This is a genomic window from Winogradskyella thalassocola (assembly GCF_900099995.1).
GTDB classification, from domain to species: Bacteria; Bacteroidota; Bacteroidia; order Flavobacteriales; family Flavobacteriaceae; genus Winogradskyella; species Winogradskyella thalassocola.
The window spans coordinates 1,574,964-1,592,918 of sequence record NZ_FNCZ01000001.1; the positions used below are offsets into that span (position 1 = coordinate 1,574,964).

The window sequence follows — 17,955 nt, forward strand, 5'->3', positions numbered from 1 at the left end:
GCTACCTCTCGACTGCGCTCGAGGTGACATTTAATTAATACTTTATACAAACATTCTTAGCTTCCGTAAAAAAACGCAAAGCGTCAAATCCACCTTCGCGTCCAACTCCAGAAGCTTTTACTCCTCCAAAAGGGGTTCTTAAATCGCGCATCATCCAAGTGTTTACCCAAACAATTCCTGCTTGTAATTGGTGACTTAATTTCATGGTGCGTTTTAAATCATTGGTCCATAATGTCGCTGAAAGTCCGTATTTAACTTTGTTGGCCATTTCTAAAACCTCGTCTTCAGTATTGAATGGCATAATGGTGACTACTGGTCCAAAAATTTCTTCTTGGTTCACTCTGCAGTCGTCATTAGGAACTTCAATAACTGTTGGTTCTAAATAATAACCGTTTTCATAACCTTTAATAGTAACTTCATTACCACCACATAACACAATTCCGTTTTCTTCTTTAGCGATTTCAATATACTCTTTTACTTTCTCTAAATGAGGTTTAGATACTAATGCTCCAATATTGGTGTCTTCATTCGAAGGATGTCCAACTTTTAATGCTTTTACTTTAGCTACAAAATCTTTTTTGAATTTCTCATAAATAGAGGCTTCAACAAAAATACGACTGCCACATAAACAAATTTGCCCTTGATTAGCAAACGATGAGCGGACCGTTGTGTTAAGCATGTCTTCATAATCACAATCTGCAAAAATGAGATTTGGATTTTTCCCTCCTAATTCTAAAGATAATTTTTTGAACATTGGTGCAGCTACTTTGGCAATGTGCGCTCCAGTTGCTGTGCCTCCTGTAAATGAAATGGCTTTAATATCTTGATGTTCAATTATGGCTTGTCCTGTTGAGGTTCCTAGACCGTGAACAATATTTAATACGCCTTTTGGCAAGCCAGCTTCATTGCAAATTTCGCCTAATAAATAAGCGGTCATTGGAGTGACTTCACTTGGTTTGGCAACCACACAATTTCCGGCAGCAAGCGCTGGTGCAATTTTCCAAGTAAACAAGTAGAGTGGAAGGTTCCAAGGTGAAATACAGCCTACAACACCAATGGGTTGGCGTAAGGTGTAATTTATGGCTTGTTGTCCTACGGATTCATGACTTTCACTTGCAAATTGTGTAATCGCATTTCCAAAGAATCTAAAGTTGCTTGCAGCTCTTGGAATATCAACCACTTTTGCTAAACTGACAGGTTTCCCGTTATCTTTACTTTCTGCTTCTGCTAAACGCTGTAAGTTAGCTTCTAGTAATTCTGAAATTTTAATTAAGATTCTGCTTCGTTCTTCTAGTGTCGTTTTACTCCAAGTTGGAAAAGCAGATTTTGCTGCGATATAGGCATTTTCAACATCTTCTTTTGATGAGTTAGGTATTTGTCCGTAAACTTCACCATTAGATGGATTGTAGTTATCTATCCAATTATCTTGAATTGGGTCGTGGAATTTTCCGTTTATGTAGTTTTGAATTTTCATTTATAGTGCATCACAATGAAATATTAATAATATGCCTTTATTGAGTAGAGATTCTTTTTTTTCTTTAAAATAATTACTGAGTTCATCATTATGTTTGGTGAAATCGTCTTCAAAGGACTTTATTTTTTCTGAAATGTCATTTCTATGGTTTAATAATTCAGTATCTTTATTCCAGGTCATTAGTATTGTACTACAATTTTCAGCATAATTTTCGTTGTAGATTCCTGCGGAATTAGGTTGATTGATTTTGATTAAATCATATTCCGCATCAGTTAATTCAAAGATTCTGTCTGTCACTCCAAAATCTAAATAATCGTTTATACTTACTTTCCAATAGTCGGAAAGATTTATTGTTTTTTTGAATTCAGTTTTTGTAAAATCTAAAGCTAGGTTTCCTATGGATATAGTTGAAATTGAAGAATATAAAGTAATAATATCTTTACCTAAAAATTCTTTAAAATCGTTATTTCTTCTAAATTCATTTTCAGTGTATAAATAATAGTATCCGTTTAGTGTATCACCTTTTTCAGATACAAGATTTAAATGAAAACGATAGGCATAGCCTGCATCTGCAAATGAATAGCAGCTGACAAATAGAAATAAGATTAAAACTATTTTCTTCATTTTAAGATTTCTTATAAGCCATAACCTTTATCTCAACCACCAAATCTGGATGTGGTAATTGATGCACAGCAACTGTTGTTCTAGTTGGTCCTGTTTCTTTTTCGAAGAACTCTGCGTAAGCTTTGTTATAATCGGCAAAGTCATTCATGTTGACTAAAAACGAGGTGACATCAACTACATCTTTTAAACTAGCTCCAACTTTTTGAAGGTTTTTATCGATGTTTTTTAAGACTTCTTGGGTTTGTGTATAGGCATTTAAGCGTTTTGTTCCCATGTCGTCTATAATATCGACGCCTGCAATGGTGTTATCTGGTCGACGAGAACTTGTGCCTGATACGAAAATAAAATCTCCGACATGTTTTACGTGTGGATACGCTCCTCTTGGTGTTACTCCTGTTCCTACAGAAGCAGGAATATTATCATTTGTTTTACTCATGTTTTCTTTTTTACTTGTTCATTTTGTCTTGAAACAAAACGAACCAAAAATTCAAAACGATTTATTATGAAATTGCTAAAGCACCACTCGCTTTCGAAGCTACATGCTTGAAGCTTCGCTTCGCAGTTTCGCTTCTTCGCTCTTTATTTCTGAAAATCGTTGCTTCCGATAATATCGGAATATGGGACATTAACTTTTGTTGATTTTTGTTTTCTTCCCGAGTTATATTTTAATCTTTGCTAACAGCTAACAGCTAACAGCTAACAGCTAACAGCTAACAGCTAACAGCTAACAGCTAACAGCTAACAACTAACAGCTAATGCAATCCCGCAATCCGATCGTCTTCTAAAATTGCTTCCGTTTCTACGTTTACCTTATCTAAGATGTCCTTCAAATCATCATCGGATGACATAATGTTATCAGTTAACATATTCAAAATAGCCTTGTCTTGTGCTCGTCCTTTTAACATGGCTTCTCTATAACCAATGTTTTCATTAAAGGTAACCAAACTATATTTTGATGAATATTGATTTGGGAATTCTTTTTCTAAAGCCATTTCAATTTTTCGTTTTTCTTGAAATATTGGATTCGCAACATGACCTTTCATTTCATGGAAATTGTCAATAGCTAAATCGGCAATGGCATCTGTATCTTTCTTCCTGTTTTTTTCGTAAGCTTCAAATGTAGCTTCCCAATTGTCAAGATTTTGGTCTAGTACTTTATCAAATTCAACGACATCTTCAAACGAAGCATTCATACCTTGACCATAAAATGGAACTATGGCATGTGCTGAATCTCCCATTAATAAGGTGTTGCCTTTATAATGCCAAGGGGAACATTTTACGGTTCCTAAAGCGGCTGTTGGATTTTCGAAAAAATCATCTACCAAATTAGGCATGATTTCTAAAGCATCTGGGAATTCTTTTTGGAAGAATTCCGTTACGATTTCTGGTGTGGTTAAATTATTAAAATTGTATTCTCCTTCGTTGTAACTTAAAAATAAAGTGACTGTAAAACTACCGTCTAAATTTGGTAAAGCGATAAGCATAAAGCTACTTCTTGGCCAAATGTGTAACGCATTTTTATAGGTTTTGTAACCACCATCTTCTTTTGGTAAAAAGGTTAGTTCCTTATAACCGTGACTTAGATACTCTTGGGAAAAACTGAATAGGAATTTATGACTTAAATAATAGCTTTTTCGTAATGCTGAGCCAGCTCCATCTGCGGCGATAATACAATCTGCATCTTCAATAAACTCTTCTTTAGAATTGTAATCTTGAAATAAGGCTGTGGTTTTTTCGAAATCTACAGAGTTACATTTCTTGTTGAAATGAATGGTGACATTGTCGTGCTTTTCCGCTTCTGTTAAAAGTAAACCGTTGAGTTCACCTCTAGAAATAGAATTGATATATTCATAATCTCTTCCGCTGTAATTAGATAAAAACGTATTGCCTTCTTTGTCGTGGATCATTCTGCCATTCATAGGTATGCATAATGCTTTCACTTTATCTTCAATACCAACGAGTTTCATGGCTTTATTTCCACGATCCGAAAATGCTAAATTGATGGAGCGACCTGCAGAAATATCTGTGGTTCTTAAATCTGGACGCATTTCGTACACAGTGACGTTATAGCCTCTTTGGCCTAGTCTTAATGCTAATAGGCTTCCACAGAGTCCTGCTCCGATGATTAGTATGTTTTCTTGTTTCTTCATAGTATTCTGTCTGGTCGAGCGCAGTCGAGACCTAATTTGACCTCTCGACTGCGCTCGAGGTGACATTTAGTTTTTATTCAAAATAACTTTCATTTTTTCAACCATCAAATAAACATCTTCAAATGAATTATACAATGGCACTGGTGCACATCTTATAACATCTGGTTCTCTCCAATCGCTAATGACTCCGGCTTCGGTTAATTTATCGTGTAATGATTTATCAGCCTTTAAAACTTGAATGGAGAGTTGGCAACCACGCTCATCAGGATTTTCTGGTGTGATAATTCTTATGGTGTCTTCTCCTAAGTCTTTCAGTAAATACTCGAAATAACCCGTTAGTTTTTTTGATTTTTTAATGATCTTATCAATACCAACTTCATTAAACATATCTAAAGACGCTTTAATGGCGGCCATTGATAAAATTGGAGGATTGCTCAATTGCCAGCCTTCGGCTCCTGGTAACACATCAAACTCATGTCGCATATTAAAACGTGTGTCTTTGTTGTGGCTCCACCAACCTGTAAATCGGTTGAGGTCTTTGTCGTAAGCATGTCGCTCATGGACGAAACATCCCGACAAACTTCCTGGTCCAGAATTCATGTATTTGTAAGTACACCAAACGGCAAAATCGGCTCCAGAATTATGTAAGTCTAAATTAACGTTTCCTGCACCATGTGCACAATCAAATCCAACTTTACATCCGTAACTGTGACCAAGATCTGTAATACGTTTAAAGTCGAAAAATTGACCTGTGTAATAATTGACACCACCAATCATTATTAATGCAATTTCTTTAGCGTGTGTTTTTAGTATAGATTCTAAATCTTCATAATTTAATAATTCTTCACCTTCTCTTGGTTTCCAAAGAATTAAACCTTCCTTGTCATCATAACCATGATGGCGTAATTGCGATTCTACAGCATATTTATCAGAAGGGAAGGCATCACTTTCAATGAGAATTTTATAACGTTCTTTAGTTGGTTTGTAAAACGAAGCCATCATAAAATGAAGATTCGCTGTTAAGGAATTCATCGTAACAACTTCAATAGGTTTTGCTCCAACCAGTTTTGCTGTTGCTTCAGCTAAAAATTCATGATAAGGTAACCAAGGGTTTTTGGCATCTGTATGTCCTTCTACTCCAAGATTAGCCCAGTCTTCTAATTCTTGATTGATATATGCTCTTGTAGACTTTGGTTGAAGTCCTAAGGAGTTGCCACAGAGGTATATAAGTTCGTTTCCGTTTTTGTCTTTAGGGATGTGGAATTGTGTTCGATACTGGGATAATTCGTCTAAAGCGTCTTGTTTTTTTGCGTAGTCAAGACCTGGTTTGTAGTTGGACAATTTGAAAGGTTTTTCGGTTTGTAACAAAAATAGCATAATTATATGATATTTCCGTTAATCGATTAATGTAGAAAGTAGTAGGGAATTAAAAAGAATTAAATAGTTTTGCGCATATTTTCCTGGCTAAGTTTAAAGTCAATAATTATTTTGTATATGCTAAAAAAACTTTGGTTGTCCTATCGCCAATGGTATATTAAGTATAGCGGTTTTTCTAATGAAAAAGAGAAAGAAGATTTATCATATTTTAGAGATAAATTGTTTGTTTCTATTTTAATATTAACCCTTGCTTTAAGCTTATTGTCTTATATCCCTAGTGCAGGTATGGCTGTTGCATTAGATAAATGGTTTGTTTTTGTTATAGATACAGTAGCTGTGTTGGTTATGATGTTTTTGGTTTTTAATAAACAAATGCGTTTAACAACAAAGAAAACAATATTTTCTGTCAATTTATTTGTGTTGTCTTTTGCTTTAATTATTGATTTAGGGCTTAATGGTAGTGGCACAATTTTACTCTTTATGCTAAGTGTTTTAATAACACTTTATAGTGGAAAAAAAGCGGGTGTTAATTCTGTTATAGTATCTGCAATATTTTATGGGATTGTATTATTCATTGATTATGCTAAGTGGATAGATATTCGGTTTTTTACAGAGTCTCCAATAGAAGTGTTATTTGTAGTTTTTATTAATAATGTGCTTTTTGGTATGCTTACTGTTCTTTCAGTTTCGTTTTTAATTGATCGTTTGCATAACGTGCTATTAAAGGAAAATGAATTGCAGGAAGAGCTTCTTGAGAAGCATAAAAATGTCGTCATTGCAAAAGAGCGTGCCGAGCAATCGGATCAGTTAAAATCTGCGTTTATGGCTAATATGAGTCATGAGATTAGAACACCAATGTATGGTATTTTGGGTTGTGCTGAACTTTTAAAAGGATATCATGAAGACGATGAAGAGTACCAAGAATATGTTAAAGTCGTAGAGGGTAGCGGTAACGAGTTATTAGATGTTATTACAGATATTTTAAATATCTCTAAAATTGAAACCGGACATATGACTGTTAAAACATCGTTGTTTAATGTTAACGATTGTATAGAGGCTACGTATAAAGCGTTTTTACCTCAAGCAGAATTAAAGCAGGTTCAGTTTACTTTAAACAATTTTATTTCGGAAAAGGATTTTCAAATAAATTCTGATAGCGATAAGCTAACTGCGGTGTTAAAGCATTTAATTGAAAATGCATTGAAGTATACATCAAAAGGAGATAGCATTTTGCTTAGTTGTGGTTTCGATAATAGTACTTCTCAATTAAGGTTTCACCTAAAAGATACGGGTGTCGGTATTCCAGAAGATAAAATAGAAACTATCTTTCTTCCTTTTTATCAAGTTGATGTTGCAAATAGACAGGCGCTTCATGGTTCGGGTATTGGCTTATCTATATCCAAAGCATATATAGAAATGTTAGGCGGAAATTTGGTATTGGAGAGTGAAATTGGTGAAGGAACGGCCTTCAGTTTTTGTATAGCTGTAGATTTGGAAAATACCAACCCTTCTTAAATATTGATTTTATAAGTATTCTACAAAAAAAAGCACTTCAATATAAAAATTGAAGTGCTTTAAATATATATAGGCGCCCTAAGGCGGAAAATGTAAGCTATGCATTTTAAGTTAAAACTTAAAACACGAATCTTACATTATAGGTTGCAAAAATACAGTGTTATTTCTGATCATCCAAAGTAATACTGACATCCGTGAAATTCAAATTCCATTGGCCACCTTCTTGTTTGTGATCTGTCGCTATTTTAATGCCGTTGTAATCTTTATAATTTTCAAAAGTTGTAGTTAGTGAGGGTTCTGGCGAATTTCCTTTTCTGTAAGTCCATTCTCTTATAATGAATTGCTCATCATAAAAAATATCATAAGCATCGCCTGGTGTATAACCACCTTCATTAGAATAAGTAAGGGTTATCCTATTTAATTCTGTCTTGCTAATTGGAGCTTGTGCTTTTGTTGTTTCAGAAATTCTAGCAGAGGTGTCCCATACCAATTGAAAGGGAACCAAAAGCCAGAATTTATCATTAATAAAGCCTCTATCATTGGCTATTTGTGTACTGTCCATATGCTTTCTGGAATATCGTTGTTCTCCATGTAAAGATTCAAAAAGTACTTCGTCGCTTTTAGGATACCAAGACCAAGATCGTCCTTTTCCTCTTCTGCTGTCGGTATCTACTTGAAAGGTGAATTTGACTTCTGATACATTTTTCCATTGTTCAAAACCATGAGCGTTTGCAATTTTTTCAGCTATGGATAATTCTTTTGTATCGACTTTTAAGCTTGTTTGTTTTGGGTCGGATTTACAGCTTGAAACAAGTAGCAGACAGATGAGACCTAGATATAGTGACTTCATATTAAAAAAGATATAGTAAATTACACGCTAAATTAATCAACCATGAAAGACGACACTAATTATTTTGAAGTTAATAAATCCACTTGGAACAAAAAGGTAGCCATACATGCTCAAAGTGAAATGTATAATATTGATGCTTTTAAGAAAGGAAAAACTTCTTTGATGCCTTATGAGTTAAAGGCGTTGGGTGATGTAAACGGGAAGTCGCTATTGCATTTGCAATGCCATTTTGGTCAAGATACGTTGAGTTGGAGTCGAATGGGAGCAAAGTGTACAGGTGTAGATTTGAGTGATGAAGGTGTGAAATTAGCAAAGCAATTAAACACCGAATTACAACTCGATGCAGAATTTGTGTGCTGTAATGTTTTAGAGACCTCTAAATATATTTCTGAGACGTTTGATATTGTATTTACGAGTTACGGAACTATTGGTTGGTTGCCAGATTTAAAGCCTTGGGCAAAAATGATTGCTGAACGCTTAAACGTAGGAGGAACATTTTATATTGTAGAATTTCATCCCATTGCATGGATGTTTGATTATGTAGATGGACAGCCAAAAATGACATATCATTACAGTCAAGATGAAGTGATTTATGACGAATATGAAGGGACTTATGCCAATCAAGATTCAAAAATGGTGAGTAAAGAGTATGGTTGGAATCACGGCTTAAGCGAGGTTGTTAATTCACTTATTGAAGCTGGATTGCAAATTGATTATCTCAATGAGCATGATGAAAGTCCTTATGATGTGTTTCCAGATTTAATAAAAACGGAATTCGGGATGTATAAGATGAAAAATCAATTATTTCCTATGATTTTTGAATTGAAGGCGACAAAAATGTAGTTGGAATCGCTTCTGGTGTTTTAAGTTTAAAAACCGTTAGTATTCAATGAATTATAAATATAAAAAACAAATTTGAAAATAAATACACTTTTAATTGTTCTGTTTAGTATCAGCATGATTAATGCTCAAACCATTAATGGCGTTGTAAAAGATTCTTTATCAGGTGAAGTCATAGCGTATGCAAATATCGTTTTAAAGAATGGAAAAGGAACGTACTCAGATGAATTTGGAAGTTTTAAGTTGACTGTTAAAAACGTAGATACCGATACTTTAAAAGTTTCAACAATAGGGTATGAGTCTCAATTTATACCCGTCAATTTGTTTAAAGATGATTTGATTTATAACGTTTTATTAGCGCCAAAAACAGAAGGTTTAGATGAGGTTCTTATTTCTAGTAAAAAATTAAAATATGGTAAAAAGGAAATTTTAGGTGAACAGCGTGAGGGCAATCAGAGTGTGACGTCTTTAATTGGGTATGAAACGGCTGTTTTAATCGAGAACCCTGAAAACAAAACAGGAAAAGTAAATGGGGTTTACATCAACCTAAAAAAGAGAAATGATGCTGAATATATAGCCACTTTTAATGTGAAATTTTATCAGTTTGATTCTATTGCTAATGCACCAGGAAAATTAATGTATAATGAAAATATATACGTTCAACCTAAAAATAAAAAATACAGATTATGGGTTAATGTTGAAGATTTTGGTATTCTGTTTCCTAAAAATGGAATGTGTGTAGGTGTAGAAATGGTGAATACATATGGTAAGGTTAAAAAGTACGCTTATTTTGGTCCCATGTATAGGTATACATTTACAGAAGATAAAACGTTACAGACGTGGTCTAATTATCATAACTCAGGTTGGAGAGATGGATCTATTGAGTATAAAAATCCGAAACGCACTAAAGTGGGAGTTTTAAATCCCATGATAGGTGTTGAGGTTGAGTATATTTTGGAATAAGATTTTTTAAATATTTTAAGACCTGTCAGATTTTAAAAACCTGACAGGTGTTAAGTATTAATGCTTTCCACTGTCTTTTAACAACTCAGGAAACTTAGCTTTAAATTTATTTAACCTCGGAATAGATACGTTTCTTATGTAGCCTTGGTCAGGGTGTAAACGCTCATAATTTTGGTGGTAATCTTCTCCAACCCAAAACTTTTGAAACGGGTAAACCTCAGCGGCTATAGTAGCATCTAATTCTTTAGCTAAAGTAGCTTTTTTATCTTCAATGATTTTCTTTTGTTCATCATTTTGATAAAATATAATAGAGCGGTATTGCGAGCCATGATCAGGTCCTTGGCCATTAACTTGTGTTGGGTCTTGTGATCCAAAATAGACATCAACTAAAGTTGCAAAACTGACGACTTCAGGATCGTAAATAATTTCTACAGCTTCTGCATGTCCGGTTCTACCAGTGTTGCTTGCTTCATAAGTTGGGTTTTCTGTATGTCCGCCAGCATATCCTGAAATAGATTCTTCAACACCTTTTACGCTTTCAAAAACGGCTTCAACACACCAAAAACAGCCACTTGCAAAATAGGCTCTTGCTTTACCATCTATTAAAGGGACAACTACGGGTTCTGCATCTATTGCAGCTTGTTGCTTTGGGTTTGTTTGTGCTTGGTTGTGACAACTGAACACTAAGGATATCGTTAAAATACTGAGTAACTTTTTCATACTTTAATTTTCTTTAATTAAGTAGTCGTTGAAAAATGCATATCCTTAGTTTAAATTATCATAAAATTATATTAAATAAAAAAAAAGCCTTTGCAAATGCAAAGGCTTAGATATATGATGTGTAGAATATTTATTTACTAAGCTTAGCAAATAATTTATTCATTTTTATTTTTTCTTCTTCTGCTAAATCAGCATCAACTAAAATACGACCACTATGTTCGTCAGTAATTACTTTTTTACGAGAAGCAATTTCAACTTGTATTTGTGGTGGAATTGTAAAGAAAGAACCTCCAGATGCTCCACGCTCAATAGCAACAACAGCTAAACCATTTTTAACGTTGTTTCTAATTCTTTGGTAAGCCTTTACTAAACGCTCATCAATTTTCTTTTGAAAATCTAAAGACTTATCGTTAAGTGCTTCTTCTTCTTTTTCAGTTTCCTTCAAAATTTCATTAAGCTCTCCTTTTTTGTGCTTTAAATGCGCAGTACGGTCCTTTAAACGATCTTTAGTTTCAGAAATAACTTCTTTTTTCTGCTCTATCTGAACTTTAAATTCTTTAATGTGCTTTTCAGCCAATTGAATTTCTAATTCCTGAAATTCAATTTCTTTAGTCAGTGAGTTGTATTCTCTGTTATTTCTAACATTTTTCTGCTGCTCACTATATTTTTTGATTAAAGTCTTAGCTTCTTCGATTAAGTTTTTCTTAGATTTAATCTCATCATCAACAATAGTTAGGCTATCATTTAGCTTTTCCATTCTTAAGTTAAGTCCTTCAACCTCGTCTTCTAAATCTCTAACTTCTAAAGGAAGTTCTCCTCTGACATTTCTTATTTCGTCTACTCTAGAGTCAATTAATTGTAAATCATATAGTGCTCTTAACCGCTCTTCAACAGAAACTTCAGCTTTTTTTGCCATAATTATAGATACTTTATCGGATTTGTATTTGTCTTTGATAAAATGATTGCAAAATTAGTGATTTTTTTTGAGAGATAGTCTACTAAAAACGATTTTGTGAACTGTTCGCTTTCATAATGTCCAATATCTGCCAATACTAGGTCGTTTTCCGCACTAAAAAAATCATGGTATTTTAAATCTGCAGTGACTAAAATATCAGCATTAGCCGCTTTTGCAGCCGAAATAGCAAAACTGCCAGACCCACCTAAAACAGCAATGCGTTTAATAGGTTTATTTAAAGATTTTGAATGTTTTATACATTCCGTATTCATTTTATTTTTTATAAAATTGAGACAATCTTCGGTTTCCATGGCATTTTCTAGCTCCCCAATCATGCCTATTCCTATATGTTGGTTGGTGTTTTCTAAGGTCGAAATTTCATAAGCAACCTCTTCATAAGGATGCGCTTCAAAAAGCGTTTTTAAAACTTTAGATTCTAAATGTTTTTTGAAAGTTATCGAAATCGCTACTTCCTTTTCAGTATGTAATTTACCCTTTTCTCCAATTACAGGATTAGAATCTTCATTTCCTAAATATGTGCCTTCTCCTTCAACATTAAAGCTACACGATTCGTAATTGCCAATACTCCCTGCACCAATATTGAATAACGAAGTTCTTAATGCCTCGGCGTTTGCTTTTGGGACATAGGTTTGTAATTTTTTAATTGTACCAGATTGCGGAATTAAGATTTTTTTGTTTGTTAATCCCAATCGATCGCATATAATTGAATTAACGCCCTGTAGAGCGTTGTCTAAAGCTGTATGAATAGAAAATATAGCAATATTATGTTGAATGGCTTTTATAACCACACGTTCTACGTAAGTTTTTCCTGTTAATTTTTTTAAACCCGAAAATATAATAGGGTGGAAACTGACAATAAGATTGCAATTGTTTTGAATGGCCTCATCTACAACGGATTCAAGCGTGTCTAATGTGACAAGAATGCCCGAAACATTTTGCTTTTTATCACCGACTAAAAGTCCTACGTTATCAAAATCTTCAGCATAAGCTAAAGGAGCTAAGTTGTGTAAATGATTAATTACGTCTTGTATAATCATAAGTGTATATTTGTTTCAAAAATAATATAATTTAGTACTCGTGAAGATTATCCGCATCATATTGTTTCCTATTGTACCTATTTATTTCGTAATTACTTGGTTGCGAAATTGGTTGTATGATGTAGGAATTAAACCGTCTAAGTCTTATGATTTTCCTGTGATTTGTGTAGGAAACCTAAGTACAGGTGGTACAGGGAAAACACCAATGATAGAATATTTAATTCGACTTTTAAAAGATGAAAAGTCGCTTGCCACATTAAGTAGAGGTTATAAACGTAAAACAGACGGTTTTGTTTTAGCAGATAAAAATGCGAGTGCAGATACTATTGGAGATGAGCCTTTTCAGTTTTATAGAAAGTTTAGTAATGTAACCGTTGCTGTTGACGCTGACCGACAAAATGGAATTGCAAAACTTAGAACTTTAAACTCGCTACCAGAAGTTGTGTTATTAGATGATGCTTTTCAACATAGAAAAGTAAAAGCCGGTTTTAATATTCTTTTAACCGCATACAATAATCTGTATTATAAGGATATTGTTTTGCCATCTGGTAATTTGAGAGAACCTAGATCTGGTGCAAAACGCGCAGATTTAATTGTGATTACAAAGTGTAATAAAAACATTTCGGAAGGGGAAAAGGGGGAAATTGCTTCGAGGTTAAATATTAAAAATAATCAGCACTTATTTTTTAGCTATGTGGATTATGCTTCAGAGGTGCTATCAGAATCAGATTCGTTAGAGCTAACAAAACTTCCGAAATTTACCTTAGTTACAGGAATTGCCAATGCGAAACCATTGGTTGATTTTTTAGTTGAGAAGGGATTGAAATTTGACCATCTAGAATTTAGTGATCATTATAATTTTAGAGCTACTGATATTAAAAATTTGGCTTCAAAATCATTAATAGTTACAACAGAAAAGGATTATGTGAGGTTAAGCAATCATAGAAGTTTAGATGGTAAATTGTATTACATACCTATTGAAATAAAAATAGATAAGGCAGCACAATTTAATGCAGCAGTTAAAGCCTTTGTTAACTAAAGAAACTAGATACTATTTTTTCTCCAGATAATGCTGCGTGCAATTTATCTTCAAAATCGTCTTGTTTAAACGGTTTAGAAATTATATCATCAAAACCAGCTTCGCCAAACTCGTGCATTTTGTCTTCTAATGTCACTGCTGTTAGTGCAAAAATGGTAAGCTCTTTATCAAATGTTCTAATGATCTTTGTGGCTTCTAATCCGCTAATACCTGGCATATGAATATCCATTAAAACGACATCGTATGTCACTTCTTTAACTTTTTCTACAGCAGCTTCTCCATTATCAACCACATCACAATACAGATTCATTTTGTTTAGAATCTTTTTGGTAATCATTTGATTGATTTTGTTATCTTCTACAATTAGAATCTTAACGTTACTTAAATCTAATCCTTCCATCTTATTTACTTTTTTAACTTCTACTACTTCAGTTTTGTCTACAGCTTCATCATACTTTAATGGAATTTCAAAAAAGAATGTTGTGCCTTTACCAAGCTCACTCTTTAAATGAATTGTTCCCTTAAGAATTTGAATTAGTCCTTTTACAATAGATAAACCTAAACCAGTACCTCCATACTTTCTGTTAATTTGTACAGAACCTTGCGAGAAACTCTCAAACATATGTTCTTGTTTTTCTTTTGTAATACCAATACCATTATCTTCAATTTCGAAGCGAAGCTTGTACACATCGTCTTTTAGATCAACTTTATACGCTCTCACCCAGATGTCGCCATCTTTTGTGAATTTAATAGCATTTCCAAGTAGGTTGATTAGGATTTGGGAAATCTTTAACTGGTCACCAACAAATGTTTCTGGTAAACCATTTTCATAATCAAAATGAATTTGAGTGTCTTGATCCTTAGCAGAGTTACTAAGAGCCGAGATTACGTTTTCTAATTTGTTTTTAAGATTAAAATGTTCTGGGTCTATTTCAACTTTATTGGCTTCAATTTTATTAATTTGAAGAATATCATTGATGAAGGTTAATAGATAATCTCCAGAAAATTTTAAGGATTTTAAATGTGGTACTTGATGTTCTTTTGGATCTTCATCCAATAACATATTAGTAAGTCCTGTTACAGCATACAATGGTGTCCGTAACTCATGAGTAACGGTAGATAAGAAGTTAGCTTTAGTTTTTGAGGCTAATTCTGCTTTTTCTTTTGCAACAATAAGCTCATCATTCTTTTTATGAAGCATAGTGTTGGTATTCAGTCTTATGTTATTGTTCTTATATAATGATAACGTTAATAATGATAAGATTGTAATTAATGCGATACTCAGTATTGTTGTAATCCTTGTAAATGCACTATCTGCTTTTACTTCGTCTATTTGTGCTTTTAATTGGGCATTTTCAGCGTCCTTATAATTATTAATGGATTGGCTAGATATGCCAGTTGCGATGTTTTCTCGCTTTACATTTAATATAGAATCAGATAAATGAATGTGTTTTTTTATATAATCATGAGCCCTTTTGTAATTTCCATTTTTTTCATGGATATCACTGAGTGTTACATAGGCTTCGTTTACATTTTCAATAATCTTTTGAGATTGGGCAATAGCTAAACCTTCTTCGGTTTGAGATAAAGCCATTTTTGAATTATCAAGAGCGCTATATACTTTTCCACTTTGAATCAATGCACTACTCAAACGACGCTTCTGACCGTATTTTTTAGCTATGATTGTTGTTTTTTCGAGTTTCGTTTTAGCTTCTTCATATTTTTTTTGTGCTATATATGCTTTAGCTTCGTTAAGGGTAACGTCTGAGATGTATTCCTCTAAATCAACTTGTTCAAATAGATTTTTGGCCGATTCATAATAGATTAAAGCTTTGTCGTATTTTTGTTGTGTGCTAAATATTACACCTTTAATATTATAGGTAACCGCTAGGTTGCTATAATCATTATTCTCACGTTGCAGTTGAATAGCTTTACTCAGAGAAATGGTAGCTTGGTCTTCCTCACCAACGTAAAACTCAACTTTAGCTATTTTTGTGTGAATTGTGCCTTGACTAGTTTTGTCGTCAATTTTTTCTGCGATAACCAATGCTTTATCCAAATTATCCTTGGCATTATAATAATTGCCACGATCGTTGTCTAGTTTTGCTTGGTTTAGATGTTCATTAAGTCTCAAAGTAAGCATGTCTTTATCTTCTACGCTGTCTTGCTGCGCGAAAATAAGACTACCGAAACATGCTAAAAAAACAAATATGTAGTATTTGATCTGGGACATTCAGCTCACTTTAATTTAAACAAATATAATTATTTATTCGACAAACGTGCTTTTTTGTCCGATAAATTGCAGATTAAATCTAAAATTCTAGAACTGTAACCTGTTTCATTATCGTACCAACCAACTATTTTTACCATATTACCTATAACTGAGGTCATTAGAGAATCGAATATACAAGAATGTGGATTGCCAACAATATCAATTGATACAATAGGATCTTCGGTATATTCTAGAATACCTTTTAATTCGTTATTTGCTGCATTTTTAAAAATGGCGTTCACTTCTTTAATTGAAGTCGGCTTTTCAACATTTATTGTTATATCCGTTAATGAACCGTTCGCAACAGGAACTCTAATGCCACAACCACCTATAACCTCTGATAAATCAGGGAATATTTTTGTCAAAGCTTTAGCTGCTCCTGTAGTGGTTGGTACAATGGATTGTCCTGCGGCTCTCGCGCGTCTTAAATCTTTATGAGGTTGATCGTGCAGGCTTTGATCTGTAGTGTACGAATGTATCGTTGTTATGTAAGCTTGCTTTATACCTAAATGCGCTTTTATTAAAGCAATCATTGGTGCAGCATTATTAGTGGTACAAGAAGCATTTGATAGAATGGTTTCTGTACCATCTATGCTTTGGTCGTTAACACCCAAAACAATGGTTTTAATATCATCTTCCAGAGCTGGAACAGATAAAATAACACGTTTCGCTCCATTGGTAATGTGATATTGAAGATCTTCCTTTGTCTTGAATTTGCCTGTCGATTCTACTACAAAATCGGGTTGTACTTTAGACCAATTAATGTTTTTTGGATGCGATTCGCTATATAATGGGATTGAAACGTTATTAACAATGATATGATTCTCATCATATGAAACAGTGTCTTTTAAAACACCATGAATACTATCATATTTTAATAAATGGCTTAACGTTCTTGCATCAGCCAAATCATTTATACCAACCACACGAATTTCTGGATGCTCTAGAGCTAATCTAAATACACGACGGCCAATTCTACCAAAACCGTTAATGGCTATAGTAATCATTAATTAATATGTTTTTGAGCTTTGTACGAAGATCTTACTAAGGCACTACTTTCTACATGCCTGAAGCCTAACTCTAAACCAATGGCTTTATATTCATCAAATTGATCTGGGTTTATAAATTGTTTTACAGGTAAGTGCTTTTTGCTTGGTTGTAAATATTGTCCAATCGTTACAACATCTACATCGTGCGCTCTTAAGTCGTGAAGTGTTTGAATAACTTCTTCACGTTCTTCACCTAAGCCTAGCATAATTCCAGATTTGGTTCTGCGTTGTCCTTGTGCTTTCAAATATTTTAAAACACCAAGACTGCGGTCATATTGTGCTTGGATTCTCACCTCTCGTGTTAAGCGTCTTACGGTTTCTATATTGTGAGATACAACTTCTGGTGCTACATCAATAATACGATCAATGTGTTTTTCTATGCCTTGAAAATCGGGAATTAATGTTTCGAGCGTAGTTTCAGGATTCATGCGTCTTACGGCTTTTACAGTTTCAGCCCACATTATGCTTCCCATGTCTTTTAGGTCATCGCGATCAACGCTTGTTAAAACGGCATGCTTAATTTGCATTAATTTTATAGATCGTGCTACTTTTTCGGGTTCATCCCAATCTACCGTTTCTGGTCGTCCTGTTTTTACCCCACAAAATCCACAAGATCGCGTACAAACGTTTCCTAAAATCATAAACGTTGCTGTTCCCTCTCCCCAACATTCGCCCATGTTTGGGCAGCTTCCAGACGTACAAATTGTATTTAATTTATACTTGTCAACTAATGTTCTAAGTTCTGTATATTTTTTGCCTGTAGGTAATTTTACTCTTAACCATTTTGGTTTACGTTCTGGTAAAATATTTGAAGCAACTTTTGTGTCCATGCAATTATCAATTTCTAAGGGCAAAGATACAAAGTAAATAATAAAACTAGTTTATAGTATAGAGAGATGCTAGATGCTAAATCTGGTTATAAAAATGATTTCTAACCAAGCTATAAATAGAAGTTTTTTACTAAATCTCTCATCTAGAGGCGTGGTTAACGAAGGTATAGTCGTATTTTTAGAATTCTACTTATTTCAGAAGCAAAAGTAAAAAGTATAATATTGACTCTGAATATCTA

At 33.7% G+C, this 17,955-nt stretch carries 17 protein-coding genes; 4 read left to right on the forward strand and 13 right to left on the reverse strand.

Features of this window, described 5'->3' with window-relative positions:
• Positions 1 to 34: 34 nt before the first annotated feature.
• From BLT80_RS06440 to kynU, 6 genes are all read right to left on the reverse strand, one after another.
• Positions 35 to 1,474: an aldehyde dehydrogenase gene (locus BLT80_RS06440; RefSeq protein ID WP_092466736.1), complete on the reverse strand. Its 1,440-nt coding sequence runs from the start codon at positions 1,472 to 1,474 to the stop codon at positions 35 to 37.
• On the reverse strand, positions 1,475 to 2,098 hold the full coding sequence (locus tag BLT80_RS06445) for a hypothetical protein (protein WP_092466737.1): 624 nt from the start codon (positions 2,096 to 2,098) through the stop codon (positions 1,475 to 1,477).
• 1 nt (position 2,099) lies between these two features.
• Entirely contained in the window at positions 2,100 to 2,534 is a 435-nt protein-coding gene (locus BLT80_RS06450) for a RidA family protein (protein WP_092466738.1), read from the reverse strand.
• 64 nt (positions 2,535 to 2,598) lie between these two features.
• On the reverse strand, positions 2,599 to 2,724 hold the full coding sequence (locus BLT80_RS20380; protein WP_262508022.1) for a hypothetical protein: 126 nt from the start codon (positions 2,722 to 2,724) through the stop codon (positions 2,599 to 2,601).
• A gap of 126 nt (positions 2,725 to 2,850) precedes the next feature.
• On the reverse strand, positions 2,851 to 4,248 hold the full coding sequence (locus BLT80_RS06455; RefSeq protein ID WP_092466900.1) for an FAD-dependent oxidoreductase: 1,398 nt from the start codon (positions 4,246 to 4,248) through the stop codon (positions 2,851 to 2,853).
• Positions 4,249 to 4,314: 66 nt separating this feature from the next.
• A complete protein-coding gene (gene kynU, locus BLT80_RS06460; RefSeq protein WP_092466901.1) occupies positions 4,315 to 5,589 on the reverse strand; it encodes a kynureninase in 1,275 nt (424 codons plus the stop codon).
• A 153-nt stretch (positions 5,590 to 5,742) separates the two neighbouring features.
• Here kynU and BLT80_RS06465 point away from each other — a divergent pair, with 153 nt between their 5' ends.
• Positions 5,743 to 7,140: a sensor histidine kinase gene (locus tag BLT80_RS06465; protein WP_092466739.1), complete on the forward strand. Its 1,398-nt coding sequence runs from the start codon at positions 5,743 to 5,745 to the stop codon at positions 7,138 to 7,140.
• Positions 7,141 to 7,300: 160 nt separating this feature from the next.
• On the opposite strand, the gene BLT80_RS06470 is transcribed toward BLT80_RS06465, so the two are convergent.
• Positions 7,301 to 7,990 (reverse strand): hypothetical protein, encoded by a 690-nt coding sequence (locus tag BLT80_RS06470; protein WP_092466740.1) that lies wholly within the window; start codon positions 7,988 to 7,990, stop codon positions 7,301 to 7,303.
• Between the two features lie 42 nt (positions 7,991 to 8,032).
• On the opposite strand from BLT80_RS06470, the gene BLT80_RS06475 reads away from it, so the two are divergent.
• Positions 8,033 to 8,833, forward strand: coding sequence for a class I SAM-dependent methyltransferase (locus BLT80_RS06475; RefSeq protein WP_092466741.1), 801 nt, complete (start codon positions 8,033 to 8,035; stop codon positions 8,831 to 8,833).
• Positions 8,834 to 8,905: 72 nt separating this feature from the next.
• The gene (locus tag BLT80_RS06480) at positions 8,906 to 9,793 is read left to right on the forward strand and encodes a carboxypeptidase-like regulatory domain-containing protein (protein ID WP_139181025.1); all 888 of its coding nucleotides are present in this window, start codon (positions 8,906 to 8,908) and stop codon (positions 9,791 to 9,793) included.
• A gap of 57 nt (positions 9,794 to 9,850) precedes the next feature.
• Here the strand turns inward: BLT80_RS06480 and msrA are convergent, their stop codons facing one another.
• From msrA to BLT80_RS06495, 3 genes are all read right to left on the reverse strand, one after another.
• A complete protein-coding gene (msrA, locus tag BLT80_RS06485; RefSeq protein WP_092466743.1) occupies positions 9,851 to 10,513 on the reverse strand; it encodes a peptide-methionine (S)-S-oxide reductase MsrA in 663 nt (220 codons plus the stop codon).
• A 130-nt stretch (positions 10,514 to 10,643) separates the two neighbouring features.
• Positions 10,644 to 11,429 carry a zinc ribbon domain-containing protein gene (locus BLT80_RS06490; RefSeq protein WP_092466744.1) on the reverse strand — a complete coding sequence of 262 codons (786 nt, stop codon included), beginning with the start codon at positions 11,427 to 11,429 and terminating at the stop codon, positions 10,644 to 10,646.
• A 2-nt stretch (positions 11,430 to 11,431) separates the two neighbouring features.
• Positions 11,432 to 12,526, reverse strand: a complete 1,095-nt coding sequence (locus BLT80_RS06495; RefSeq protein WP_092466745.1) for a Nif3-like dinuclear metal center hexameric protein — start codon at positions 12,524 to 12,526, stop codon at positions 11,432 to 11,434.
• A 40-nt stretch (positions 12,527 to 12,566) separates the two neighbouring features.
• Between BLT80_RS06495 and lpxK the strand changes: the two genes are divergently transcribed.
• Positions 12,567 to 13,565, forward strand: a complete 999-nt coding sequence (lpxK, locus tag BLT80_RS06500; RefSeq protein ID WP_092466746.1) for a tetraacyldisaccharide 4'-kinase — start codon at positions 12,567 to 12,569, stop codon at positions 13,563 to 13,565.
• Here the strand turns inward: lpxK and BLT80_RS06505 are convergent.
• Genes BLT80_RS06505 through lipA form a run of 3 tightly spaced genes read right to left on the reverse strand, consistent with a single transcriptional unit; the run spans position 13,558 to position 17,716 of the window.
• Positions 13,558 to 15,798 (reverse strand): ATP-binding protein, encoded by a 2,241-nt coding sequence (locus tag BLT80_RS06505; RefSeq protein WP_092466747.1) that lies wholly within the window; start codon positions 15,796 to 15,798, stop codon positions 13,558 to 13,560. The two genes, lpxK and BLT80_RS06505, sit on opposite strands and share 8 nt — an antisense overlap.
• 29 nt (positions 15,799 to 15,827) lie before the next feature.
• Complete coding sequence (gap, locus tag BLT80_RS06510; RefSeq protein ID WP_092466748.1) at positions 15,828 to 16,844, reverse strand: type I glyceraldehyde-3-phosphate dehydrogenase; 1,017 nt, start codon at positions 16,842 to 16,844, stop codon at positions 15,828 to 15,830.
• The gene (lipA, locus tag BLT80_RS06515; protein ID WP_092466749.1) at positions 16,844 to 17,716 is read right to left on the reverse strand and encodes a lipoyl synthase; all 873 of its coding nucleotides are present in this window, start codon (positions 17,714 to 17,716) and stop codon (positions 16,844 to 16,846) included. The genes gap and lipA overlap by 1 nt, the downstream gene beginning before the upstream one ends.
• Between the last annotated feature and the right edge of the window lie 239 nt (positions 17,717 to 17,955).

Excerpts from the sequence above, each read along its gene's own strand:
- BLT80_RS06440 (WP_092466736.1), bottom strand. The coding sequence starts at position 1,474 with ATGAAAATTCAAAACTACATAAACGGAAAATTCCACGACCCAATTCAA.
- BLT80_RS06445 (WP_092466737.1), bottom strand. The coding sequence starts at position 2,098 with ATGAAGAAAATAGTTTTAATCTTATTTCTATTTGTCAGCTGCTATTCA.
- BLT80_RS06450 (WP_092466738.1), bottom strand. The coding sequence starts at position 2,534 with ATGAGTAAAACAAATGATAATATTCCTGCTTCTGTAGGAACAGGAGTA.
- BLT80_RS20380 (WP_262508022.1), bottom strand. The coding sequence starts at position 2,724 with ATGTCCCATATTCCGATATTATCGGAAGCAACGATTTTCAGAAATAAA.
- BLT80_RS06455 (WP_092466900.1), bottom strand. The coding sequence starts at position 4,248 with ATGAAGAAACAAGAAAACATACTAATCATCGGAGCAGGACTCTGTGGA.
- BLT80_RS06465 (WP_092466739.1), top strand. The coding sequence starts at position 5,743 with ATGCTAAAAAAACTTTGGTTGTCCTATCGCCAATGGTATATTAAGTAT.
- BLT80_RS06470 (WP_092466740.1), bottom strand. The coding sequence starts at position 7,990 with ATGAAGTCACTATATCTAGGTCTCATCTGTCTGCTACTTGTTTCAAGC.
- BLT80_RS06475 (WP_092466741.1), top strand. The coding sequence starts at position 8,033 with ATGAAAGACGACACTAATTATTTTGAAGTTAATAAATCCACTTGGAAC.
- msrA (WP_092466743.1), bottom strand. The coding sequence starts at position 10,513 with ATGAAAAAGTTACTCAGTATTTTAACGATATCCTTAGTGTTCAGTTGT.
- BLT80_RS06490 (WP_092466744.1), bottom strand. The coding sequence starts at position 11,429 with ATGGCAAAAAAAGCTGAAGTTTCTGTTGAAGAGCGGTTAAGAGCACTA.
- BLT80_RS06495 (WP_092466745.1), bottom strand. The coding sequence starts at position 12,526 with ATGATTATACAAGACGTAATTAATCATTTACACAACTTAGCTCCTTTA.
- BLT80_RS06505 (WP_092466747.1), bottom strand. The coding sequence starts at position 15,798 with ATGTCCCAGATCAAATACTACATATTTGTTTTTTTAGCATGTTTCGGT.
- gap (WP_092466748.1), bottom strand. The coding sequence starts at position 16,844 with ATGATTACTATAGCCATTAACGGTTTTGGTAGAATTGGCCGTCGTGTA.
- lipA (WP_092466749.1), bottom strand. The coding sequence starts at position 17,716 with ATGGACACAAAAGTTGCTTCAAATATTTTACCAGAACGTAAACCAAAA.